Genomic DNA, 23,229 nt, shown 5'->3' with positions numbered 1-23,229 from the left:
CTGGCACTCGTCGGCCCGGCTCCGCGTGGGGGTGCACAGGCCTCCCGGGTGTTCGGCGACGGCATCCTCTTCGAATCGTATAAATGTTCGATGCTGGTCTAAGGTGGTGTCATCACCCCGGAGGGACCGGAGTGGCAATGCGGGATAGGGGGCAGTCAGTGGCGAGGTGGTCCAGGTGCGCGGTTTTACGCATCTGCACGCCGTCTCCGGGTTCTCCCTGCGGTACGGCGCCTCGCACCCCGAGCAGCTTGCGGAGCGGACCGCCGAGCGGGGAATGGACGCGGTCGCTCTGACCGACCGGGACACCCTCGGCGGGGCCGTTCGTTTCGCCAAGGCCGCAGGTCGGGCCGGTGTCCGCCCTCTGTTCGGAGTGGATCTCGCGGTGGAGGCGCCTCCCGAAGTGGCTGGACGCACAGAGCGGCGACGCACACCGGCTCGCGGCGGCGCCTTCGTCGACGAGTCGGCCCAGCGCGTGATTTTCCTTGCCCGGGACGGTGCCCGCGGCTGGGCCGAGCTGTGCCGGCTGGTGAGTGCCGCGCACGCGGACACCGCCGGAGACCGGCGTCCCTTGCTGCTCTGGGACGCCCTTGGCGGGGAGCATCTCACCGTGCTGCTCGGCCCCACCTCGGACGTCGGCCGCGCCCTGGCTGCTGGGCGTCCGGACCGCGCCGCCCAGCTGCTCGCGCCCTGGCGGGAGCGGTACGGGGACGCGGCGCTGCGCATCGAGGTCGTCTGCCATGGCCGCAGTGGCACCGGCTCCGGTTCGCTGCGGCTCGCAGCCCGTGCCCTCGGCTTCGCCGCCGACCAGCGGATCACGCCCGTCCTGAGCAACGCCGTACGTTATGTCGACCCAGGTCAGGGCCCGGTCGCGGATGTCCTGGATTCCGCGCGCCGCCTCGTGCCGATCGATCCGCGTGGTGAGCGCGACTGTGGCGAGCGGTGGCTCAAGCCGGCAACGGACATGGCGCGCCTCGCCGAGCAGGTCGCCGAGGCTGCCGGATACCGTGTGAACACCGCCCGCCGACTGCTCGAGGTCACCGAAGAGACCGCCGCCGCATGCCGTGTCGACCCCGAAGACGACCTGGGACTCGGGCGTGTGCATTTCCCCGAGCCGGGGCTCGTCGGCGCCCACCGGCGCACTCCCGAGCGGGTGCTGCGTTCGAAGTGCGCCGCCGCCATGCTGCTGCACCGCTACGACCGCGACCGCCACCGCTGGGAGCGACTCGAAGACGAGCTGCGTCTGATCGAGAGACTGGGGTACGCCTCGTACTTCCTCACCGTCGCCCAGGTCGTCGCCGACACCCGTGAACTCGGCATCCGGGTCGCCGCCCGCGGCTCCGGCGCGGGTTCCCTGGTCAACCATCTCCTTGGGATCGCCACTGCCGATCCCGTCGAGCATGGTCTGCTCATGGAGCGTTTCCTGTCCGACCGGCGCACGGAACTGCCCGACATCGACATCGACGTGGAGTCCGCCCGCCGCCTGGAGGTCTACCGGGCGATCCTCGACCGCTTCGGCCCGGAGCGGGTGGCCACCGTGTCCATGCCGGAGACCTACCGGGTGCGGCACGCTGTGCGCGATGTCGGCCTTGCCCTCGGTCTGGACCCAGCCGAGGTGGACAAGCTTGCAAAATCGTTTCCTCATATCCGGGCCCGGGACGCCCGCGCCGCCCTGCAGGAACTGCCGGAGCTGCGCGGCATTGACCCGGAGTCGTACGGCCCGCACATGTGGGACCTGGTCGAGGCTCTGGATGCGCTCCCGCGCGGCATCGCCATGCACCCGTGCGGTGTCCTGCTCTCCGACGCGACGCTGCTGCACCGCACCCCGGTCGTGCCGACCAGCGGCGAGGGCTTCCCCATGTCCCAGTTCGACAAGGAGGACGTGGAGGACCTCGGGCTGCTCAAGCTCGACGTGCTCGGCGTACGCATGCAGTCCGCCATGGCGCACGCCGTCGCCGAGATCGAGCGGACCACCGGGCGTCGTATCGACCTGGACGACGCCGCCCAAGTGCCGCCGGACGACCCGAAGACGTTCCAGCTGATCAAGTCCTCGCAGACCCTGGGCTGCTTCCAGACCGAGTCACCCGGCCAGCGCGACCTCATCGCCCGGTTGCAGCCCGAGACCTTCCACGATCTCGTCGTCGACATCTCGCTCTTCAGGCCAGGACCTGTTGCGGCCAACATGGTGGATCCGTTCATCAAGTCCAGGCACGGGCGCCAGGCACCCCGCTGTCCGCACCCTGACCTGGAGCCCGCGCTGCGGGAGACGTACGGCGTCGTGGTCTTCCATGAGCAGATCATCCGGATCCTGTCGGTCATGACCGGCTGCACCCCGGCCTTCGGCGACTACACGCGGCGAGCGCTGTCGAACGCCGACCAGGTCGGACGAGTACGGGCGTGGTTCGCGCAGGAGGCACGCAGGCGCGGCTACGAGGAGGAGGTCGTCGAGCGCACCTGGGAGATCGTCGAGGCGTTCGGGGCGTACGGCTTCTGCAAAGCGCACGCGGTGGCCTTCGCGGTGCCCTCGTACCAGTCGGCCTGGCTGAAGGCTCATCATCCGGCCGCCTTCTACGCAGGGCTTCTTACGCACGACCCGGGGATGTATCCGAAGCGGCTGCTGCTCGCGGATGCCCGGCGGCGGGGCGTACCGATCCTGCCGTTGGATGTGAATGCGTCGGATGCCGCCTATCGAATCGAACTGGTGTCTGATGTGGAGGGTGGTCGACCCGTCCACGGGATCCGGCTCGCTCTTTGTGACGTGCGGGGGATGAGCGAGAGCGAAGCAGCGCGAATCGTCACGGGGCGCCCCTACAGCTCGCTCCAGGACTTCGCTTCCCGGGCCCGGCCATCCCGACCCGTCGCCGAACGCCTCGCCCAGGTCGGTGCGTTGGACACCTTCGGCCGCAACCGTCGCGACTTGCTTTTGCACCTTGCCGAGCTGCATCGCAGCCAGCGGAGCTCTGCGCAGGGCCAGTTGACACTGGGAGAGGTGGGCGCGGCCCACAGTGCGGTCGCCCCCGTCGGTCTGCCCGACCTGGACGACGCCGAACGGCTCGGAGCCGAGCTCGGGGTGCTCGGCATGGACGCCTCCCGCCACCTCATGGGCGACCACCGGGAGCTGCTGGAGGAACTCGGCGTCACCTCCGCGAAGCGGCTGAAAGACCTGCCACACGGCCAGGTAGTGCTGGTCGCCGGCGCGAAAGGAGCCGTTCAGACCCCGCCGGTCCGCTCCGGCAAACGTGTCATCTTCACCACGCTCGACGATACGACAGGCCTGGTGGACTGCGCGTTCTTCGAGGACAGCCACGAGGCCTGCGCGCACACCGTCTTCCATTCCTGGCTGCTGCTCGTACGCGGAGTGGTACAGCGCCGTGGTGGAGGCAGCGGGAAGGCGCTGTCGGTGACCGGCTCCGCCGCCTGGGATCTCACCGAACTGGCCGAGCTGCGCCGCGAAGACGGCCTGTCGGCGGTGACGGAACGACTCACCCAGGCCGATTCACCATCAGGCAGAGCCGCGGGCAGCCGCAGCCTCCAACTGGAAACCGGCTACGCACTGCATCCCTGGGCGGATCTGCAGCCGCCCGGCGAATCCGTCAAACAGAGCCGCAAGCTGTGGCACCAGAGCCCCGGGAGCGCAGGATGAACATCCTTTACATCCACTTCCACGATCTCCAGGACGAGCAGCTCTACAGCCGTCTTCTCACCCTGCTGGCCGAGTACACCCCCCTGGTGCAGGCACTGCCACCGGATGCCGCACTGGCCGATGTCTCCGGCAGCCTGCGCTACTTCGGTACGGACGCCACGGCACTGGCCGAGCGCATCCGAGCGCGCACCGGTGGGCTGTACGGGCTCCGCTCGACGGTCGGCGTCGCTGCGAACCCACTGCTCGCCCGCATGGTCGCGGCCGACGGTCCGCCCTCGGCAGTCCGCACCCTGCCCGACGACATCGACACAGTCACCGCCTTCCTCGCGAAGAAGCCCACCGCCGCCCTGCAGGGCGTGGGACCGGCGACCGCCCGCACCCTGTCCTCGTACGGCCTGGACAGCGTCGGCAGGATCGCCGCCGCACCACTCGGCACGCTGCAGCGCATCCTGGGCGTCACCGCCGGACGCCACCTCCACGACGTGGCCCGCGGCCTCGATCCCACTCCAGTGATCCCCTCGGCCCCGCCCCGCTCGATGAGCGTCGAACACCACTTCACCCAGGACGAGTTGGACCGGAACCGGCAGCGCGCCGCCCTGCTCGCACTCACCGACCGCCTCGGCCTACGGCTGCGCGGCGAGTCCCAGGTGGCCTGCGCCCTCACTCTCACCATCCGCTACGCAGACCGCTCGACGACAACTCGCACCCGCAAGCTGCACGAACCAACCGCCCACACACGCTCTCTGACAGCACTCGCCTATGACCTCCATGACCGACTCGCTCTTCAGCGCGCCCGCGTCCGAACGATCTCCCTACGGGCGGAGAACCTGATCGCCGCCGAACGGGCCTCCCGTCAACTGCTCTTCGAGCCGACCGACGAGAAAGCCCGCCGCCTCGAGGCCGCCGCCGATCGCGCCCGAGACCGGTTCGGTACGGAGGCGGTGCAGCCGGCAGGAGCGGCGGCGATCCATGTCGCATGATCAGACGCTTCCCGAGAGCGGTACCACCCTCAAGGCGGTCGGCCTGATCGGGCCTTATCGATACCACCACGGTGTAAGGGCACGCAGGTGTGCCCGGACGGCATCGATGCACGCAGTTTCGAGGTGCTGCAGCGCACTGAGATCGATCACGGCCGGCGGGATGTTCACAGCGGTGTCGGTCTCGATGGCCGGTGCTTCCCAGGCGGCGTGCATCGCTGCTCCGCCGTCCTGCGTAGCTCCTGTATGAGCTCCGCGTAGGCGGCGCCCACGGTTTCTGACGGTCTGCCGCACCCTGACCCTCACCACCCGCTACGCCGACCTCCCCCACTCTCGAACAGGCTCGAGCGGGGGGACCCCCATCTCGACGACCCGCAGCCGTACGCTGAAGGAGCCGACGGCCCACTCGGCGGCGCTGACCAGGGCGGCCTACGGCATGTACGACGCCCTCGGCCTCCAGCGCGCCCGCGTCCGCGCCTTCGCCCTGCGCGCCGAGGGCCTCGACCCTGCCGAGCGCGCCTCCCACCAGCATGCGGTGATGCCGGGGGCGCTGGCGGCGTAATTCCCTTTACACGTACGTCAGTTGGCCCACGGCGGCGTGATGCGCGTACCGTCGGCCAGCTCCGCGGCCAGGCCGATGGAGGTGGTCACCCAGGTGACGGCGGTCCGGTCGGTCGGGTTCTCGACCGCCAGGGTCGCGCCGGGGTTGATGATCAGGGTGTCGCCGGCCCTGATCCGGTCGGTGCGGTCGTCGAGGGTGATCAGCAGCTCGCCGTCGAGGAGGTGGAGGATCTCCTCCCGGTTGACGGTGTGTGCGGGTGCCTTGGTCCCTGCCGGGATCTCGCCGCGCCAGGCGCACAGCTCCTTGCTGCCGGTGCGGGGGGTGGCGTACGAGACGAAGCGGGCGCCGTGGATTTCGTGGGTGACGGCTTCGGATGCGCGGATCACGGGCACGGGTGCCTCCTGGCGTGTGCGGACGGACGAGATGGTCAAGTGGCTTGACTACGTGAAGCTATGGTCAACCTGCTTGACCATTTCGTCAAGGGTGTTTCAATGCCTCCGTGCAGAACTCCGAAGCCATGGCCCTGTCCGCCGCCCTGCTCGCCGTCGCCGGTGAGCTCACGCAACGCATCAATGACGGTGTGGTCGCCCGGGGCTTCGAGGGGATGCGGCCCGCGCACGGTTTCGCGTTCGCCCGGCTCGCACCGAACGGTGCGACGGTCACCGACCTCGCCGCCCATCTCGGCGTGACCAAGCAGGCGGCGAGTCAGCTGGTCGACGAGATCGTGCGCAAGGGCTATGCCGAGCGCCGGCCGCATCCCGATGACGCGCGCGCCCGGCTGGTCGTGCTGACCGGGCGGGGGTGGGCCTGCACCCGTGCGGCCGAGGAGGCTGCCGCCGATGCCGTGCGGGCTTGGGTCGATGTGCTCGGTGAGGGTGAAGTGCGGGCGATGCTCGGGCAGTTGGCGCGTATCGCACCCTGTGGGCCCATCAGGCCTACCTGGTGACGGTTCGTCGGCGGTTGTGAACCGCCCTTTACTATCACTGGAAGTTTTTACTGACGCGTAACTTCACACCTGTGCTACTCGCCCGTAACTTGACGAGTGAACAGCATCCTCGTGATCCGGATCACAGGGCGTAAGGCCGTCGCACCTCCCTTGAGCCGCAAGGAGATCACACGATGCTGCCCTGGAAACGAGCGCTCAGACCACTCGCCGCACTGCTGCTGACCACCGCGGTCGCCGTCGTCCCCGCCGCCACCACCGCCCAGGCGGCCGAGGCGGCGGCGACCTCGAACAGTGGATGGAACGACTACTCCTGTAAGCCGTCCGCCGCCCATCCCCGGCCCGTCGTCCTCGTGCACGGCACCTTCGCGAACTCCGTCGACAACTGGCTGGGACTCGCGCCGTACCTGGAGAACCGCGGCTACTGCGTCTTCTCCCTCGACTACGGCCAGCTGCAGGGCGTGCCGTTCTTCCACGCCCTCGGCCCCATCGACAAGTCGGCGGAACAGCTCTCCGCCTATGTCGACAAGGTGCTCACCGCGACCGGCGCCGCCAAGGCCGACCTCGTCGGTCACTCGCAGGGCGGCATGATGCCCCGCTACTACCTCAAGTTCCTCGGCGGTGCCGCCAAGGTGAACGCCCTCGTCGGCATCGCACCCAACAACCACGGCACCACCCTGGGCGGGCTCACCAACCTGCTGCCGTACTTCCCCGGTGCGGAGGACCTGCTCAGCACCGCCACTCCCGCGCTCGCCCAGCAGGTCGTCGGATCCGAGTTCATGAACAAGCTGAACGCGGGCGGCGACACCGTCCCCGGCGTCCGCTACACGGTCATCGCCACCAAGTACGACGAGGTGGTCACGCCGTACCGGAGTCAGTTCCTGAACGGGCCCGACGTGAAGAACGTCCTGATCCAGGACCTGTGCGCGGTCGACATATCCGAGCACGCGTTCCTGGGGCTGACCGACCGGATCGCCTTCCACGAGGTGGCCAACGCGCTCGACCCGGCCCGCGCCACTCCCACCACCTGTGCGTCCGTGATCAGTTGAGCACGTGAGCACGTGAGCACGTGAGCACGTGAGTGCATGAGTGCGGAACACGCCTCCGGGGCCTGACCGGCCTGAGCCGCCGGTCAGGCCCCGGAATGCCGGCGGCCGCGGAGCCCTGGCTCAGCGGCCGTGGCGACCGGCGCCGGCCGCTCGCCTGCGCACCGACGCGAACAGGACCGCCGACCCCAGCGCCAGGGTCGCCGCACCGCCCATCGCCAGATACGCCGTGCTGCTGTCCCCGCCGGTCTCGGCGAGGTTCTCGGTGGCGCCGGCCGCCTTCGGCCGGTTGGCCGGGGTGGACTGCGCCTCGTCGGCCGCGGCGACCGGCTCCGCCGACGTACTGGCGTCCTGGTCCCCGTGGCCGTGATGCTCGATCGTCGAGTTGTCGGCACCGTCCTCGATCTGCTCCTCGGAGGGCGCGGAGGCGCTCGGCGCCGGGGCGGCCTCGCCGCTGTTGCCGCCGCCGTCCGAGCTGCCGCCACCGCTACCGCCCCCGAACGTGACGTCCGAGCAGGAGTAGAAGGCCTCCGGGCTGTCCGAGCGCTGCCAGACGGCGTACAGCAACTGCTTGCCGGAGCGCTGGGGCAGGGTGCCGGAGAAGGTGTAGAAGCCGCCCGAGGCCGCCGGGTCGGTGGCCGTCGCCACCGGGTTCGCCAGGTCCAGGTCGTCCCAGGCCAGCGGCTTCGCCGGGTCGTAACCGGCCTTGGTGAGGTAGACCTTGAAGGTGCCCTTGTGCGGGGCGGTCACGCGGTACTTGAAGGTGTACGACCCGCTGCTCACGCTCGTCGCCGGCCAGTCGGCGCGGGCCAGGTCGAGGCCCTTGAACTCGTCGCTGTTCGCGCTGCACAGCTTGCCGTCCGGGATCAGCTCCTGGTGCCGGCCGGCCGCGTCGCCGATGCGTATGCCGTTCCAGTCGTAGAGGGCCTGGGTGCCGCCGGCCGCGACCGCTGCCTTGCAGGCGGCGGACTTCGGGCTCTCGGGGCCTTCCGCGTAACACTGCGAGACCCGGCTGACCGGGTCGCCCATCGAACCGTGCGCCGCGGCCGGGGCGGTGGCGAGGGCGGTCAGGGCGAGCGGGGTCAGGCCGAGGGTGGCGACAGCGGCGGCCTTGCGGCGTGCGGGCATGAAAGATCTCCTCAAGGGGGTCCTGATGCGTGGGGTGAATCCCGTGGGGGCGATCAGAAACTAGCCCGAGGAAACCGCGAAATCGCCTGCTGGAGGCGGGTGATGGCGATCTTTAGGGTCGCCTTAAGGGAGTGTTCGGACTGCGATCAGGTAGGTACCGTCGCGGTATGACGGACGACGACATCAGGCCGGCGGTCGCCGCCGACGTACGCGCAGTGAAGGCCGTGACCGATGCCGCCTACCGGCACTACATCGAGCGCATCGGACGGGCGCCCGTGCCCATGGAGGCGGACCACGCGGCGAACGTGGCCGAGGGGAAGGTGTTCGTGACGGGCGAGCCCGTGATCGGGCTCGTCGTGCTCGAGGTGCACGAGGACCATCTGTTCCTCGACAGCATCGCCGTCCACCCCGACGCGCACGGCAGGGGCGTGGGGCGACGGCTGCTGCACTTCGTGGACGCACGCGCGCGTGCGCTCGGTCTGCCCGAGGTCAGGCTCTGCACGAACGCGCTGATGTGGGAGAACCAGAAGATCTACCCGAGGTACGGCTACGAGGTCGTCGAGCGTCGTGTGGAGGGCCCGTACGACCGCATCCACTACCGCAAGCGGCTCGGCTGAGTTGTTTCATGCGGCCGGCAGGGCGTCTCAGCCCTCCGGCCACCATGTTCGCGCGATGTCCTTGCGGACCTCCGGTCGTCCCGAGGCGGACTCGTCCGCCTCCTCCCGGAGCCGGCGGGCGTCCGTCTTCCTCTTCAGGGGCTTCTGCACGGTCACACGGCGCATGGCTGCCTCCTTCAGGGCCACCGAGTTCCGCGGTGTCACGGAGGTAGACCCTTTTGGCGAGAGTTCCTCATCGCCGCTGGTCCTGTCAGTGGTGGCTGTCACGATTCGACTGTCAGTGGCGGGTGTCACTCTTGGCTCATGACGAACGGTGAACACGCCATCACAGGGGCGGGTATGGATGTGGACTGGGACGCGGAGGCCGGCTCCTTCGACGACGAGCCCGACCACGGCCTGCGCGACCCCGAGGTGCGCCAGGCCTGGGCCTCCCGGTTGCGGTCCTGGCTGCCCGAGCGCCCCTGCGACGTGCTCGACCTCGGCTGCGGCACCGGCAGCCTGTCGCTCCTCGCGGCCGAACAGGGTCACCGGGTCACGGGGGTGGACCGGTCGCCGGCGATGGTCGGCCTCGCCCGCGCCAAGCTCGCCGGGCGGGACGCGGCGTTCCTCGTCGGCGACGCGGCGGCGCCGCCGGTGGGGGAGGAGCGGTTCGACGTGGTGCTCGTACGGCATGTCCTGTGGGCGCTGCCCGACCCGGGCCGTGTCCTACGGCACTGGCGCGGGCTGCTGCGCCCGGGAGGACGATTCGTGCTGGTCGAGGGCGTGTGGGGGTCGACCGTGCCGACGGTCGGTATACCGGCGGACCGGCTCACCGCTCTCCTTGCACCGCTCGCCCGGGACGTGCGCGTGGAGCGACTGTCCGGTGACGCGCGGCTGTGGGGGAAGGAGGTGGACGACGAGCGGTATGCGGTCGTGGCGGGGGTGGCCTGACCAGGGCGGGGCTACTCCAGCAGCCCTCTGAGGCCGACCCCGCGCGCCAGCGCCTCCAGTGCGTCCAGCGCCGATACGGCGGCCGCGGCGGCCTGCGGATCCGTCTGCCCGAGGCCGCTCTCGGCGAACTCGTCCTCGTCCAGGCGGCGTACGTCCGAGCCGTCGGCCGAGCACCACAGGTCCAGGTCGAGGTCCTCGACGACCAGCTCCGCGCCGGACAGCGTGGCCGGGCGGGTGATGTCGCAGTACCAGCCCTTGAGGGCGCCCGTGGCGTCGCGGACCTCCTTGACGGCGTACCAGCGGTCGCGCCAGTAGTGCTCGGTGAAGACGTCGCCCGGCTCGAAGCGGACGAAGCCGAAGTCGCGGACCCCGGCGCCGGACCAGGGGGCGCGGACGGCGATGCGGGTGCCGTCGTCGGAGAGCAGTTCCGCCTCGTAACGGATCTTCGTCCGGCCGCCCTTGACCAGGACCACGTCCAGTAGACGTCCCTGGTCAGCCGAGTTCGCGGACATAGCGCACCTCCGTCGCGCAGATCTCGTAACCGAACCACTTGTTGATCGCGAGCATCGGGCCGTTGCCGGTGTCGTTGCCGGTGAACGCCTCCGTGAGGCCGGCGGCGCGGGCGCGGTGCAGGGCGTCGTTCTTGGCGAGTTTGGCCAGGCCCCGGCCGCGGAAGGCGCGGGCGGTGCCGGTCATGACGGTGCCGTACCGGGTGCCGCCGTCCGTGCGGGCCGCGCTGAAGGCGGCGGGGCGGCCGTCGACGACGGCGACGGAGGTCAGCTCGTGGTTGAGGAGGGGGTGGTTCCAGGTCTCCTCCAGCCAGGCCTCGTAGTCCGTGAACTCGTAGGCGACGTCGCTGGGTTCGTCCGACGCCGTCTCCGCGTCCAGCTCGAACAGTGGGCGTGGATCGTCCGCGAAGTCGGCCGCCGTGCGCAGCTCGACGCCCGGGGGCGGCGTCTGGAGCGGGGGCAGCGTGCCGTGTGCCAGGTCCAGGCGGAGGAAGTGCGCGGAGCGGCCCTCGCGGTAGCCGTGCCGTTCGGCGAAGGCGCGGTTGCCCGGTGCGTCGAGGATCCAGGCGAACAGCCTGGTCGCTCCTCGTTCGGCCAGGTACTCCTCGGCGGTGCGGACCAGCAGGGTGCCCGCACCGCGGCGGGTGCGCTCCGGGTGCACGTACACGTTGACATAGCCCTGGCCGGGATCCGGGCTGTCGTGGACGAGCCCGACCTGCGCCGTGCCGATCACCTCGCCGTCCTCCTCCGCGACCAGCGGCCGGTACTGGGCGTCGGGGTGGATGTGGGCGACGTCGTAGGCGATGGAGTCCGGGGTCACCACGAAGAAGGGCAGGGCGAGGTGCCGGACGTGAGAGAAGCCCTCGACGTCGGCTCGGACTTCGGGACGGAGGGGGCGCACGGTAATAGTCATCACGGCGCACGCTACGGGGGAGATCCGCCGGGGTGCCTCTTATTTTCCGGCAGGTACGGGACAATCGCTGCGTGACCTTGAAGATCCACATCGACGACAGTGCCGCGCCGTACGAGCAGGTGCGGGCGCAGATCTCCGAGCAGGCGCGATCGGGCCTGCTGCCGGTCGGGTACCGGCTGCCGACCGTGCGAGGGCTGGCGCAGTCGCTGGGGCTGGCGGCCAACACGGTCGCCAAGGCGTACCGGGCGCTGGAGAGCGACGGGGTGATCGAGACGCGGGGCCGCAACGGCACGTTCGTGGCCGCGGCGGGCTCGGCCGCGGAGCGTGAGCTGGCGTCGGCTGCGCAGGCGTATGCGGAGAAGGCCCGCAGGCTCGGCCTGACGGAGGCGGATGCGGCGGCGGCCGTGCGGGATGCCCTGCGGGCGGCCTACGGGGAGTAGTCAGCGGCGTGCAGTGATCTCCGGCGTGCGGGTGACCGTGAGGCCCGCTCGCGTCGCCGCCCGCCCGAAGACCACCGCGTCCTCCACCGCCGCCCCGCCCGGGTCGTTGTTGAAGAACGCGTACATGTCCTCGGCGTCGGACCAGGTCGTCGCGATGCGGTCGACCCAGGTCTCCAGGGAGCGTCGGCCGTAGCGGGGCCAGGGGTGGGCGCGGCCCTCGTGGAAGCGGACGTAGCCCCAGTCCGTGGTGCGCCACAGGGGGGTCACCGGGCGGGCCTGGACGTCGGCCCAGCACAGGGCGGCACCCCGGGACTCCAGAACCTTGCGGGTCTCGGATGCCCACCAGGACTCGTGGCGGGGCTCGACCGCGATCCGCGTTCCGGACGGGAAGCAGGCCAGGCAGGCATCCAGGAGGTCGGGGTCGGCGCGCAGGGTCGGCGGCAGTTGGAGGAGGACCGGCCCCAGGCGGTCGCCCAGGCCCGCCGCGTGGGACATCAGACGGTGGACCGGCTCCTCGGGATCCTTGAGGCGCTTGATGTGGGTGAGGTAGCGGCTCGCCTTCACCGCGACCACGAAATCCCGCGGTACCCGGTCGCGCCAGGCCTCGAAGTTCTCCCGTGTCGGCAACCGGTAGAACGCGTTGTTGATCTCCACCGTGGCGAAGTGCTCCGTGTACTCCTCCAGCCACAGCCGCATGGGCACATCGGCGGGGTAGAAGGCACCCCGCCAGTCCTTGTACTGCCACCCCGATGTCCCGACGAACAGGGTCATACGACCATGAAAGCACCGGAGGGCTACAGGTACAGCCCCGCGTCCGCCTCGTCCCGCGGCTCCGGCAGCGACGTCGGGGAGGTGCCCCGCTTGAGCGCGTACAGCTCCGCCAGGGTGGCCCCCTCCCGGCCGACGCCCTCGTCGGTGCCCAGCCAGTTCACCGCCTCCCGGCGCGTGAGCGCCCCCACCTCGATGCGGGCCAGACAGCGGCCGGGGCGGACGACGGCGGGATGGAGGCGCTCCAGGTCCTCGTTGGTCGTCACGCCGACCAGGACGTTGCGGCCCTGGCCCAGCAGGCCGTCCGTCAGGTTCAGCAAGCGCGACAGCGCCTGGCCCGCCGTGTGCTTCGCCTCGCCGCGGATCAGCTCGTCGCAGTCCTCCAGGAGCAGCAGCCGCCAGCGGCCCTTGCCCGTCGAGTCCTCCTCGCCGATCGCGATGTCCATCAGGTAGCCGACGTCGCTGAACAGCCTCTCCGGGTCCAGGACGCAGTCCACCTGGCACCAGTCCCGCCAGGAGCGGGCCAGCGTCCGCAGCGCCGACGTCTTGCCCGTGCCCGGCGGGCCGTGCAGCAGGAGCAAGCGGCCCGCGATGTCCTCGGGCGTCGTCTTCATCAGGCGGTCCATCGCGTCCGCGACCGGCGCGGTGTAGTTGGCCCGAACCTCGTCCCAGGTGCCCGCCGAGATCTGCCGGGTGGTGCGGTGCGGGCCGCGCCTGGGGGAGACGTACCAGAAGCCCATGGTCACGTTCTCCGGCTGCGGCTCGGGCTCGTCCTCCGCGCCGTCCGTGGCCTCGCCCAGCACGCGCGCGGCCAGCTCCTCGCTGGTCGCCGTCACCGTGACGTCGGCGCCCCGGTTCCAGCGGGAGATCAGCAGGGTCCAGCCCTCGCCCTCCGCCAGCGTCGCGCTGCGGTCGTCGTCGCGGGCGGCGCGCAGCACGCGGGCGCCCGGCGGCAGGAGCGTCGCCCCGGACCGTACGCGGTCGATGTTCGCCGCGTGCGAGTACGGCTGCTCGCCCGTCGCGAAGCGGCCGAGGAACAGCGCGTCGACGACGTCGGACGGCGAGTCGCTGTCGTCGACGTTGAGCCGGATCGGCAGAGCGTCGTGTGGGTTCGCAGACATGCGGCCATGATCCGTCACGCGGCGGGCCCGTGCACCCGCTTTCCGTGGTCCATCCCGCCAACGGGCCATGCCTGGGGCCAGGGCCCGGCCCGACGCGTGCCGTGCCCGAAGCTTCCGTGGTATCCCCTCCGTCCTGTTGCAGGACCGTGTAGTTGCGAAACCCGCCCGAGCGGCTGTCACCCCCGTTACCGTTGTCCTTGATGGGACGTCATGGGTGGAATTCGGGGGCACGGCGGTGGCGGCTCACCGCGCTGCTCGGCGTGGGCGCGACGGCTCTGGCCCTGATCGTGACCCTCCTCGCCACACTTCCGGGCAACGGCGTGAACACCGACGGCACCTCACGCGACGGCGACAAGGTGCACGGCACCCCGACCGCCACGCCGGACGCCACAAAGCCGGAGGTGGGCTGGGGGTTCACCCACACCCAGCACAGCGCCGACGAGGGCGCCGCCGCAGCCGTGAAGCGCGTCGAGGGGCGGCTCGCGGACGCCGGGGGACTGCCGCAGATCCAGCACATCATGGGCTGGGGAGCGAACAACCCCGAGCCGGTCAAGGGGCGTTACGACTTCGAGGACATGGACCGGCGCATCGACTTCATCCGCGCCTCCGGCAGCACCCCGGTCGTCACCCTGTGCTGCGCCCCCGACTGGATGAAGGGCGGCAAGGCCGGCGTCGACAACACGAACTGGAGCCAGGCCGCGCTGGAGACGGCGCCCGAGCCCGAGCACTTCGAGGACTTCGCCGCGCTGGCCGTGACCGTCGCCAAGCGCTATCCGGACGTACGGCACTTCATCGTCTGGAACGAGTTCAAGGGCTTCTGGAACGACGCCGAGGGCCGCTGGGACCACGAGGGCTACACCCAGCTGTACAACCTCGTCTACAAGGCGTTGAAGAAGGTCAACCCGGAGATCATGGTCGGCGGGCCCTACCTCGTGATGGACAGCGTCGACCCGCGCGCCGAGGAGGCCTCGACGGCCCTCACCGGCCCTTGGGGCGCCCTGGACCAGCGCACCGTCGACGCCTTCGCGTACTGGAACGAGCACAGGACCGGCGCCGACTTCGTCGTCGTGGACGGCTCCAGCTACACCCGGGACGACGAGCTGCTGCCCGACGAGTTCACGGCCACCGACAAGTTCACGGACGTAGGACAGTGGGTGCGGCGGCAGACCGGTGACCTGCCGCTGTGGTGGGCCGAGTACTACGTCGAGCCCGCCGACGGCAACGACGACCGCAAGGGCTGGTCCGAGTCTCGCCGCGTCGCCGTCCAGGCCGCCGGACTGATTGCGTTGGCCGAGGGCGGCGCCTCCTCCGCCTTCTACTGGAACCCGGAGGAGGAGACGGGCACCGAGTGTGCCGGCTGTCTTTGGACGCCGACCGACACCGCGGGGGGCGGCGAGAAGCTGCCGATGTACGACCTGGTCTCCCGGTTCGGCAAGGAGTTCCGGCCGGGCACCGAGTACAGGAAGGTGTCCGTGGACAAGCCCGAGGTCCGGGTTCTGGGCACGAGCAAGGTGGTCCTGGTCGTGAACACCCTGGACCGGCAGACCGGCGCGAAAGTCGACGGCAGGAAGGTCGAGCTGCAGGCGTACGAGGTCAAGTGGCTCAAGCGCTGAGCCACTTGACCGCTGGGTGATCGCCTGCGCGATCGTCTATTTGATCGTCAGGAACCGCTGCACCAATGAAGCCAACAGCACCGCCAGCAGCGGCAGCGAGAACCAGAAGCTGCTCTGCAGCCACCGCAGTTGCCGCACACTCGGCGCCATCGCGACCCTGACGACCTCGCGGGCCATCAGCAGCACGATCAGCGCGAGAGCCGCGAGCCCGCCGACCACCGACCACGGCGTCCAGGTCACCTGCGGCCCGATCGGTCCGGGATCGGCCTTCGGGACTTCACCCGCCGCCTGCTTCTTCAGCGCGTACATCGTCACGTCGGCGTTGACGAAGACCTTCTTCAGCTCCTGCCGCTTGTCCAGGTTCTGGATCAGGCGTGTCTCCCAGGTCGCCGAGTAGCCCACGTCGAGCCGGAGATAGGTGACCTGACCGCGGTTGATCATCAGATACGAGTTCGGGCCCGCGTCCTTGAGCGCCTTCACCAGGCCCGACACCAGCACCGGGTCGGTCGGCGCCAACGTCGGCACGTACGCGACCTTCTCCATGTCCCGCGAGCCCCACGGCATCGCCGGCGTCACGTCGTTGACGGGGTCGCTGCTCAGCCACAGCAGCCGCAGGCTCGGGTCGTCATGGGCGTACACGTACTCCATGGCGGCGACCTCACCGGGCCGCACCCGCTCGAACGGCTCGTTGCCCCAACGGGCCACCAGGAAGCCGCCCATGAGCACCAGGCCCGCCATGAGCGCGGCCAGCGGGGCGAGGCTCACCCGGTCCTTGTCGCGCTCCTTCGCGGTGACGCCGGTGCGCGGGAAGAAGGCGAGACCGGTGAGCAGGGCCGCGCCGGGCAGGGCGAACATGAAGACGCGCAGCGCCATCTCGCCGCCGTACGACTGCATGCCGAAGCCCAGGAACGGCACGAAGGTGAGGACGAGCAGCGAACGCTCCCGGTAGCGGTGGAAGCGCCGCCGCCACCAGCCCCAGCAGGCGAAGGCCATCACACCGCCGGCCAGCAGCACGCGCGTGTACAGCACGAGCTTGTGGGTGGAGCTGCCGCCCTCGATACGGCCGGAGACGGAGGACGACACGTTGCTGCCGACGCCGCCGACCCCGCCGAAGAGTTCGTCGAAGTGCCCGGACCAGTACGGCTCGGCCAGGAAGCCGATCCAGACCGTCACCATGACGCCGAACAGGATGGGCAGGCCCCGCAGTTCGGACTTGCCGATCAGGACGAGCGCCGTCAGCACGCCCAGCATCACGAACGGCGTGAGCTGGTGGGCCGGGACGCTCGCCGCGAACAGGCCCGTCACGACCATCAGCAGGACGGCCCGCTGGCGCCGGTCCGTCGGCTCGACCTCGACCTCGCCGGGCCGCCGCTTCGTCCAGATCACGCCCGGCGCGCGGAACCAGACCAGCAGGATCGCCGCAAACGTCAGATACAGCAGGTAGGTAAAACCCTGCGGCGAGAAGTAGTCCTGGCCCACCCAGCCGCTGAGCACGAAGATCCAGATGCCGGTCCACTTGGCGCGCCAGCTCGCCCGCATCGAGCGCACGAGCAGGAACATCGGGACCAGGTAGAGGAGTTGCATGGCCAGTGGCCACCAGCGGATGACCTCGGTGAGGTCGCTGACCCCGCATGCCTTCGCGGCGAACGCGACCACCGCGAAGAAGCCCGGCCAGCTCCAGCGGGCGTCCAGGTCGGGCACGGCGGACCCGGTGCGGTCGATGTAGTCGAGGAAGCCGAGGTGCTGCCAGGCCGTCGCGAACCGCGGCTCGGTCTCGATCAGCGCGGGCAGGGCGTGCAGCGACACGACCGTCGCGAGCAGGGTGACCAGGAGCAGCGCCCTGTGCTCGCGGCCCAGCCACAGCAGCGAGGCGAACACCACCGCCAGCAGCGCGGCCCCGACCAGCGTGGGCAGCGGCAGCACGGAGATCAGCCCGAGCCCGCCCATCCCGTCCAGATCGCTCTCGCCGAGCCGCAGCGCGGGCACCCAGTACAGCAGCAGCGCGGCGATCAGCAGACAGCCGAGGACGACCCCGAGGCGGGTGGGCAGCAGGCGCTCACGCCAGGTGAGCGAGGGCGCCTCGGGCTGTCGTACGGCCTCTTCGGGCATGGGCGGCTCTTCCCGTACGGCAGCCTCCTGCCGTACGACGGCCTCCTCCCGTACGGCAGCCTCCTCGCGCTCCTCCGGTACGGCCTCGTCGCCCATGCCCGCGTCGAACCCGGCCTCGAACGGCGCGTCCACCTCGGCGGGCCCCAGCGACGCCTCCGAGCCCGGCTCACGGTCCTCGACCGGCAGCCCGACCTCGGGCTTGCGGGCCCAGGCCGGCCGGCGTTCGGGGGGGACCGGCGGGGCGCCGGTGGGCGGCGTACCCGGGCCGGGGCGGACGTCCGGCCGGCGTTCCAGGTGGTCGAAGTCGACGTGGATGCCGAGGGTGAGGGTGTCGGTGTCGAGCGCCCAGCCGGGCATGCGCTTGCGCGCCCCTGCGGGCACCTCGCGCGCCCCCAGGTCGGCGAGGTCACCGTCGGGGGCCGCGTCCTCGGGCACCTCGGCCGACGTCGCCCGCGCGGTCCGGTACAGCTTGGGCGCGGCGATCGCGACGATCACCGCGAGGGAGACGATCTCGGCGACACCGGCGCCGGTCAGGCCCATGCGGGGGAGCAGCAGCAGCGTCAGGCCGAGCACCAGGGCGCACAGCAGGCCCTGCAGCCAGGCCAGTCCGGCGGTGCGGCTCTGTGCGCGCAGGACCGCGAAGTACGTCTCCATGACGACCCGCAGCAGCGCGCCGACGGCGAACCAGCGCAGCAGCGGGGTCGCCGCGTCCGCGTACCCCTGGCCGAAGACGCCGAGGATCCAGGGCGCCCCGAAGAACAGGATCGCGCCGACCGGCACCATGATCCGCGCCATGCGGCGCAGCGCGGCCCGGGTGTTGGCGGCCAGCCGACCGGGGTCGTGCGAGCCCTCGACCGTGAGGGAGGCGCCCATGTTGATGGCGAGCAGATTGACCGTGCCGCCGATCGTGGCCGTGATGTAGAAGTACGCGTTGTCCTCGGCGGAGACCTGCGCGGCCACGATCACCGGGATGAGATAGACCACGGCGAGCGAGAACAGCGAGCCGGTGTAGTCGCCCGCCAGGAACTTCCCGATCTCCTTCAGGGACGGCGGGCGGGCGTGGTCCTCGGTCGCCTCCTCATGGCGCGGCACCAGACGCCGGAACACCAGCCAGCCCAGCGGCAGCACCGACACCGCGATCGCCGCGACCCACGACACGAAGACACCGGCGGTGGGGATCGCCACCGCGAAGGCCACCAGCAGACCCAGCTTCACCGCGGAGAACACGGTGTTGCCGACCGGCACCCACACCGCGCTGCGCAGCCCGGTCAGCACGCCGTCCTGCAGCGTCAGCAGGTTCCAGGCGACGACGGCCACGACGAAGAACAGCCCGCCCCGCGCCCCGTCCAGGAACCGGTACGACGGCCCCCACAGGTCCAGCGTCAGCAGGAACACGCCCGCGGCGAGCGCCACGACCACGCAACTGCCCGCGTACGTCCGGAAGATCAGCCGGAAGCTCCTGCGTCCCGCCACCGGGATGAAGCGGGCCAGCGCGCCCGTCAGCGTCACCGCGGTCAGACCCGCCAGGAACTTCATCGCGGCGATCGCGGCGGAGCCCTGGCCGACCGCGGACTCGGAGTAGTAGCGGGCGGCGGCCAGCCAGAAACCCAGCCCCAGCACGGCGGAGATGCCGGTGTTGATCATCAGGGCGTAGGCGTTGCGGAACAGCTGACTGCCCCCGGAGGGCCCGCCCATGCCGGGCAGGCGAAGCCGGCGCCCCGACTGCTCGGGCGCCGCCGCGTCGGTCGATGCGGGCTCGGTCGTGGTCGTCGTGTCAGACACGGGAACGGATGGCCTTCCGGCGGACCTGTCGGGCTCTGCGGACCACGGCGTACCCCTTGGTCAGGGCGCGGTCCCTGGCGAAGGTGCGGCTGATCGCACGGCCCTCGACCATCCGCTGGAACTCCTCGATGCCGGTGCCTCGGCGCACGGTGAGGCGGGTGAGGGCGTACGGCCCCTGCCGCCGCCGCGCGAGGCCGTTGTTGACGGCGAGCGCCTGGGCGTACCCGGTCTCGTGCACCGCCTCGCGCACCCGGCGGCTGGAGTAGCCGTACGGGTAGGCGAACGAGGCCGGGACGGTGCCGAGTTCGTCGCTGATGATCTCCTTGCACAGGATCAGCTCGGAGCGCAACCGGCCGTCCGGGAGCTGGTCGAGCTGCGGGTGCGTGTGGCTGTGGCCGCCGATCTCGACGTCCGCCTCGGCGAGTTCACGGACCTGGCCCCAGTCGAGCATGGTGTCCAGGCCGCCGCCGGTGTCGTGCGGGCCCTTCAGCCAGCCCGTGGAGACGAACAGCGTGGCCGGGAAGCCGTGCTTGGCCAGCACGGGCAGGGCGTGCCGGTGCACGCCCTCGTAGCCGTCGTCGAAGGTGATCAGCACCGGCCGCTCGGGCAGCGGTTTGCCCGAGCGCCAGCGCGCCGCGAGATCGGCCGTGCGGACCGGAGTCAGGCCCAGATCGCCGATCAGCGCCATCTGCTCCGCGAACGCCTCCGGCGCCACCGACAGATCACGGGTGGCGTCGTTCGGCGCGGTGGAGACGGCGTGGTACATGAGAATCGGCACGCGCGTGTCGCTCATCTGATGCCCCCCTCGCTGCCGGCTTCCCCCTCGCCGGCTTCCCTGTCGGTCCCCGCCACCGAGTACGTAACGCCGCCCCGGCGCGCCCGGACACTCCCGACGACGTACCCACCGGCCGCCGTCAGCACCCCCGCGACGATCGCGCCCGCCCGCCCCGCACCGCCCGGCCGGGCCAGCACGGCGTCCCGCAGCCCGCGCGCCACCCCGGCCGGCAGGACCCGGGTGGTGTACCGGCGCTCCGACTCAAGTCCCTTGTCGGCGCCCACACTTCGGGCCACGAGCGCCTTCGACAGACCTTCGGCGTAGGTACGCGTGCGGAAGTACCGGAAGTGCTCGCGCGCTCCGGGCACCCGGTGGTGGATCACCGCACGGTCGTCGATCAGCAGCACCGCGTCGGGCCTGGCCCGGGTGAGCCGGATGCACAGCTCCGTCTCCTCGCAGCCCAGCGGCAGCCGGTCGCCGTCGCGCCCGATGCCGGAGGCGAAGCCGCCCGCGAAGTCGAACGCCGTACGCCGGAAGGAGGCGTTGCCGCCGAGGACGTTGCGCACCTTCACCCGGCCGCGCGGCAGGCCCCGGTAGGTGCAGCCCACGACCCAGTCGAACTCCTCCGGGAACCAGGCAGGCCGGCGCCCCGACGCCCAGATCGGCTCCGTGCGCCCGCCGACGGCCATGACACGCGGGTCGGCATACCCCGCGGCGAAGTGCCGCAGCCAGTCCCGCTCGGCCACGGCGTCGTCGTCGAGGAACGCGATGACCTCGCCGTACGAGGCGGCGATACCGGTGTTGCGGCCGGCGGACAGGCCGCGGGGGCCCGCGTTGGCGAGCACCCGCACCTCGTCCCCTGCGTCCTTGTACTCCTTGGTCAGCCGCTCCAGGAGCGCCTCGTTGTGGTCGACGACCAGCAGAGTCTCCAATGCCGGATACGCCTGCGCCCGTACCGAGGAGACCGCCGCGAGGATGTCCTCCCAGCGGTCCTCGGTGTACACGCAGATCACGACGGAGATGTCGGGACCGCTCAAGACGCCTCTCCTCGGACCGAGTGACCCGAGTGCACGGAGGGCACCGAGTCGAGCATCGGGGAGTGCGCCTCGGCGCTGCGGCGGCGCAGGGCACGCCGGTTGGAGCGCTCCTTGAGGATCACCTTGAGCACCCGCAGCCCGTCCCGCACGGCCCGCAGATTGCTCGTGCCGTGGATGCGGAGGTACTCGTGGCTGGGTATCTCCTGCACCTTCAGTCCCGCCTTGACGACCCGGATGTTCATCAGGGTCTCCACCTCGAAGCCGGTGCAGTCGAGGTCGATCTTGTCCAGGCAGTGCCGCCAGAACGCGTTGTATCCGTAGCAGAGATCGGTGTAGCGGGCGCCGAACTTGCGGTTGACGGCCGTGCACAGCGCCCAGTTGCCGAGCTTGCGGATCGGCGTCATGTCGTCCGTGCCGCCGCCGTTGGCGAAGCGGGACCCCTTGGCGAAGTCCGCGCCCGAGACCAGCGCGGAGACGTACGACACGATCTCCTGGCCGTCGGCCGAGCCGTCCGCGTCGACCATCACGATGATGTCGCCGGTGGCCGCCTCGAACCCGGTGATCAGGGCATCCCCCTTGCCCTTGCCGCGCTGCCGCACGACCTTGACCTCCGGCCACAGCTCACGGGCCACTTCGACGGTGTTGTCGGTGGAGTTGCCGTCCACCAGGACGACTTCGTGAATCCAGTCCGGAAGCGTCTTGAAGACGTACGGAAGATTCTCGGCCTCGTTCATGGCCGGAATCACCACGCTCACCGGCGGCGCGATGGCCATGTGTGAGGAGACAGGGCGGTACTTTCCGGCTGTTGACGGATCTTGTTCGGCAACCGCCGGGCGCAGAACAGAACTCATGAGTCTGGTCCCTCTCGTCCGGTGGACCGCCCGCCCCTGGGCGGCCCGGCTCTTTGTCCGGTTCGAAAGGGGGGTTCTCACTCACGGCACGGACAACTGTCTCTCCGTGTACGTGTAGTGAGCTGGCAAATCTGGCCGACCACCGGGAAAACGGCAGCCGGTCGCGCGGCACGACTCGGTCACACATGCGGACACCGTCACCGAGCACCCCCCTACCGCGCTCCGCGCCGGGACTGTCGCGGTCCTTGAGCCCTCCCCTAGAGCCGCTTCGACAGTCCGATTGCGCGTGAGATGTACGACGGTATTGATGATTGAGCCTGTATGGCAAGAGCTGGAACGAGCCCTCACGTTTTTGTTGGTTTGACCGGAGTTACCTGCCTACCGAGCGGATCTTCCCCATACGTTTCAGGAGCCGGTCCGCCGGTTCGAAGAGCTCCGGCCGGGTCTGCACGGTGTTGCGCAGCGCCCGGACCGGGGCACGGCGTGCCCGGTGTCCGAACGCGACCGGGTGACGCCGGGTCACCCACCCCTCCGACACCATCAGCTCGCGTGTCTTCAGGGAGTCCTTGTATTCCTTCTGCCCCCGGCCGAGATCCAGATAGGCGATGCCGTCGGCGGCGGCCGCCTCGGCCATGCGCAGATGCAGGACCAGGCCCGGCGAGTACTTCGAGAACGCCGGGTCGTAGGCCGGGAACCAGCAGGCCAGCACCCGCTCGGTGTGCAGCCCGAAGTGCGCGGCGACCGGCTTGCCGTCCGCGTACAGCACCGACAGGATCCCCGCGAACGGCTCGGAGCGCGTGTGGAACAGCTGCTCCACGAGCCGGGTGATCCACTCGTGCGCGAAGCGGTCGCTGCGCCCGGTCCTGCGGTACTGCGCGGACTTCCAGGCCATCAGCGTGCGCAGCGCGGCCGGATCACGCTCGTCGTGCACATACCGCACGCCCTCGTGGTCCCGGCCCAGCTTGCGCTCCTTGGCGAGCGTCGTCCGCGTGAACTTCGGTGACTGCTCGCGGAGTTGCTTCAGATACGCCTCGTACCCCTGGTCGACGTCCATGACCGGGGACGGGAACGTGCCGGAGGCCCCCGCCTCGAACGCCGCCTGGCCCTCCACCAGGTGGTCGAACTCCCAGACGGCGAGCCCGCACGCCTTCAGCAGCTCCCGGGCCTCCCAGGTGAAGCCGGGCCGGTGCACCAGCCCCTGGGCGTCCGAGACACCGAGGCCGATGGCCCGGCCGACACCGGCCGCCGTCCGCTGGAACGGGAAGAACGCGGTCGGCTGGCCGCTCTCCCGTACGACCGCGATCCGCACCCCGCGCCGGCAGCGGCCGACCGCGAGGGCGAACTCGGGGGACAGGAAGGGGTTGCCCAGCTCGGGCGAACCCTGCAGATGGGCCTTGGACTGCATCGATGTCCACGCCGCCCGGTCGGCGGAGCTGAGCTCGCCGGGACGGTACACGCTGATGTCCAC

The 23,229-nt window shown here is 70.5% G+C and carries 20 protein-coding genes and 1 pseudogene; 9 read left to right on the top strand and 12 right to left on the bottom strand.

What is annotated here, in order from left to right; genetic code table 11:
* The first annotated feature begins 175 nt into the window (after positions 1-175).
* The 3 genes and pseudogenes from ADL12_RS12420 to ADL12_RS50185 all read left to right on the top strand — a co-directional run.
* Complete coding sequence (locus tag ADL12_RS12420) at positions 176-3,640, top strand: DNA polymerase III subunit alpha (RefSeq protein WP_062701607.1); 3,465 nt, start codon at positions 176-178, stop codon at positions 3,638-3,640.
* The gene (locus tag ADL12_RS12415) at positions 3,637-4,620 is read left to right on the top strand and encodes a DNA polymerase Y family protein (RefSeq protein ID WP_062701548.1); all 984 of its coding nucleotides are present in this window, start codon (positions 3,637-3,639) and stop codon (positions 4,618-4,620) included. The genes ADL12_RS12420 and ADL12_RS12415 overlap by 4 nt, the downstream gene beginning before the upstream one ends.
* Positions 4,621-4,900: 280 nt before the next feature.
* Positions 4,901-5,179 (top strand): annotated as a pseudogene (locus tag ADL12_RS50185) (DinB/UmuC family translesion DNA polymerase); the annotation flags it as partial.
* A 17-nt stretch (positions 5,180-5,196) separates the two neighbouring features.
* On the opposite strand, the gene ADL12_RS12410 reads toward ADL12_RS50185, so the two are convergent.
* Positions 5,197-5,571 carry a cupin domain-containing protein gene (locus ADL12_RS12410; protein WP_062701545.1) on the bottom strand — a complete coding sequence of 125 codons (375 nt, stop codon included), beginning with the start codon at positions 5,569-5,571 and terminating at the stop codon, positions 5,197-5,199.
* A gap of 107 nt (positions 5,572-5,678) precedes the next feature.
* Between ADL12_RS12410 and ADL12_RS12405 the strand changes: the two genes are divergently transcribed.
* Positions 5,679-6,125, top strand: a complete 447-nt coding sequence (locus ADL12_RS12405; RefSeq protein ID WP_062701543.1) for a MarR family winged helix-turn-helix transcriptional regulator — start codon at positions 5,679-5,681, stop codon at positions 6,123-6,125.
* 173 nt (positions 6,126-6,298) lie between these two features.
* Positions 6,299-7,171: an esterase/lipase family protein gene (locus ADL12_RS12400; RefSeq protein WP_062701541.1), complete on the top strand. Its 873-nt coding sequence runs from the start codon at positions 6,299-6,301 to the stop codon at positions 7,169-7,171.
* 120 nt (positions 7,172-7,291) lie between these two features.
* On the opposite strand, the gene ADL12_RS12395 is transcribed toward ADL12_RS12400, so the two are convergent.
* A complete protein-coding gene (locus ADL12_RS12395; protein ID WP_062701539.1) occupies positions 7,292-8,296 on the bottom strand; it encodes a lytic polysaccharide monooxygenase in 1,005 nt (334 codons plus the stop codon).
* 167 nt (positions 8,297-8,463) lie between these two features.
* Here ADL12_RS12395 and ADL12_RS12390 point away from each other — a divergent pair, with 167 nt between their 5' ends.
* Positions 8,464-8,913 carry a GNAT family N-acetyltransferase gene (locus tag ADL12_RS12390; RefSeq protein ID WP_062701537.1) on the top strand — a complete coding sequence of 150 codons (450 nt, stop codon included), beginning with the start codon at positions 8,464-8,466 and terminating at the stop codon, positions 8,911-8,913.
* Positions 8,914-8,940: 27 nt separating this feature from the next.
* On the opposite strand, the gene ADL12_RS52640 is transcribed toward ADL12_RS12390, so the two are convergent.
* Positions 8,941-9,078 (bottom strand): hypothetical protein, encoded by a 138-nt coding sequence (locus ADL12_RS52640; RefSeq protein WP_107119892.1) that lies wholly within the window; start codon positions 9,076-9,078, stop codon positions 8,941-8,943.
* 138 nt (positions 9,079-9,216) lie between these two features.
* On the opposite strand from ADL12_RS52640, the gene ADL12_RS12385 reads away from it, so the two are divergent.
* Complete coding sequence (locus tag ADL12_RS12385; RefSeq protein WP_062701535.1) at positions 9,217-9,843, top strand: class I SAM-dependent methyltransferase; 627 nt, start codon at positions 9,217-9,219, stop codon at positions 9,841-9,843.
* A gap of 11 nt (positions 9,844-9,854) precedes the next feature.
* Here ADL12_RS12385 and ADL12_RS12380 read toward each other — a convergent pair whose 3' ends face one another.
* Positions 9,855-10,355 (bottom strand): ribonuclease FAU-1 family protein, encoded by a 501-nt coding sequence (locus ADL12_RS12380; RefSeq protein ID WP_062701533.1) that lies wholly within the window; start codon positions 10,353-10,355, stop codon positions 9,855-9,857.
* On the bottom strand, positions 10,336-11,265 hold the full coding sequence (locus ADL12_RS12375; protein ID WP_062701530.1) for a GNAT family N-acetyltransferase: 930 nt from the start codon (positions 11,263-11,265) through the stop codon (positions 10,336-10,338). Before ADL12_RS12375 ends, ADL12_RS12380 begins: the two co-directional genes overlap by 20 nt.
* 71 nt (positions 11,266-11,336) lie before the next feature.
* On the opposite strand from ADL12_RS12375, the gene ADL12_RS12370 reads away from it, so the two are divergent.
* Complete coding sequence (locus ADL12_RS12370; RefSeq protein WP_062701528.1) at positions 11,337-11,705, top strand: GntR family transcriptional regulator; 369 nt, start codon at positions 11,337-11,339, stop codon at positions 11,703-11,705.
* Here ADL12_RS12370 and ADL12_RS12365 read toward each other — a convergent pair whose 3' ends face one another.
* Together ADL12_RS12365 and ADL12_RS12360 are read right to left on the bottom strand one after the other, a co-directional pair.
* Positions 11,706-12,476: a DUF72 domain-containing protein gene (locus tag ADL12_RS12365; RefSeq protein ID WP_062701526.1), complete on the bottom strand. Its 771-nt coding sequence runs from the start codon at positions 12,474-12,476 to the stop codon at positions 11,706-11,708.
* A 23-nt stretch (positions 12,477-12,499) separates the two neighbouring features.
* Positions 12,500-13,594: a DUF5925 domain-containing protein gene (locus tag ADL12_RS12360; RefSeq protein WP_062701523.1), complete on the bottom strand. Its 1,095-nt coding sequence runs from the start codon at positions 13,592-13,594 to the stop codon at positions 12,500-12,502.
* A 200-nt stretch (positions 13,595-13,794) separates the two neighbouring features.
* On the opposite strand from ADL12_RS12360, the gene ADL12_RS12355 reads away from it, so the two are divergent.
* Positions 13,795-15,207 (top strand): GH39 family glycosyl hydrolase, encoded by a 1,413-nt coding sequence (locus ADL12_RS12355; RefSeq protein WP_062701521.1) that lies wholly within the window; start codon positions 13,795-13,797, stop codon positions 15,205-15,207.
* 36 nt (positions 15,208-15,243) lie between these two features.
* On the opposite strand, the gene ADL12_RS54935 is transcribed toward ADL12_RS12355, so the two are convergent.
* The 5 genes from ADL12_RS54935 to ADL12_RS12330 form a co-directional block, all read right to left on the bottom strand.
* Positions 15,244-19,098, bottom strand: a complete 3,855-nt coding sequence (locus tag ADL12_RS54935; protein ID WP_062701519.1) for a lipopolysaccharide biosynthesis protein — start codon at positions 19,096-19,098, stop codon at positions 15,244-15,246.
* Positions 19,091-19,891 carry a polysaccharide deacetylase family protein gene (locus ADL12_RS12345; RefSeq protein WP_062701516.1) on the bottom strand — a complete coding sequence of 267 codons (801 nt, stop codon included), beginning with the start codon at positions 19,889-19,891 and terminating at the stop codon, positions 19,091-19,093. Before ADL12_RS12345 ends, ADL12_RS54935 begins: the two co-directional genes overlap by 8 nt.
* Positions 19,888-20,910 carry a glycosyltransferase family 2 protein gene (locus ADL12_RS12340; protein ID WP_062701514.1) on the bottom strand — a complete coding sequence of 341 codons (1,023 nt, stop codon included), beginning with the start codon at positions 20,908-20,910 and terminating at the stop codon, positions 19,888-19,890. Before ADL12_RS12340 ends, ADL12_RS12345 begins: the two co-directional genes overlap by 4 nt.
* Positions 20,907-21,761 (bottom strand): glycosyltransferase family 2 protein, encoded by an 855-nt coding sequence (locus tag ADL12_RS12335; protein WP_062701512.1) that lies wholly within the window; start codon positions 21,759-21,761, stop codon positions 20,907-20,909. Before ADL12_RS12335 ends, ADL12_RS12340 begins: the two co-directional genes overlap by 4 nt.
* A gap of 370 nt (positions 21,762-22,131) precedes the next feature.
* The gene (locus ADL12_RS12330; protein ID WP_062701510.1) at positions 22,132-23,229 is read right to left on the bottom strand and encodes a GNAT family N-acetyltransferase; all 1,098 of its coding nucleotides are present in this window, start codon (positions 23,227-23,229) and stop codon (positions 22,132-22,134) included.

This window comes from Streptomyces regalis (assembly GCF_001509475.1).
Classification (GTDB): domain Bacteria; phylum Actinomycetota; class Actinomycetes; order Streptomycetales; family Streptomycetaceae; genus Streptomyces; species Streptomyces regalis.
Note: the sequence above shows the minus strand (reverse complement) of the source record. Positions and strands in the feature narration are given on the sequence as shown.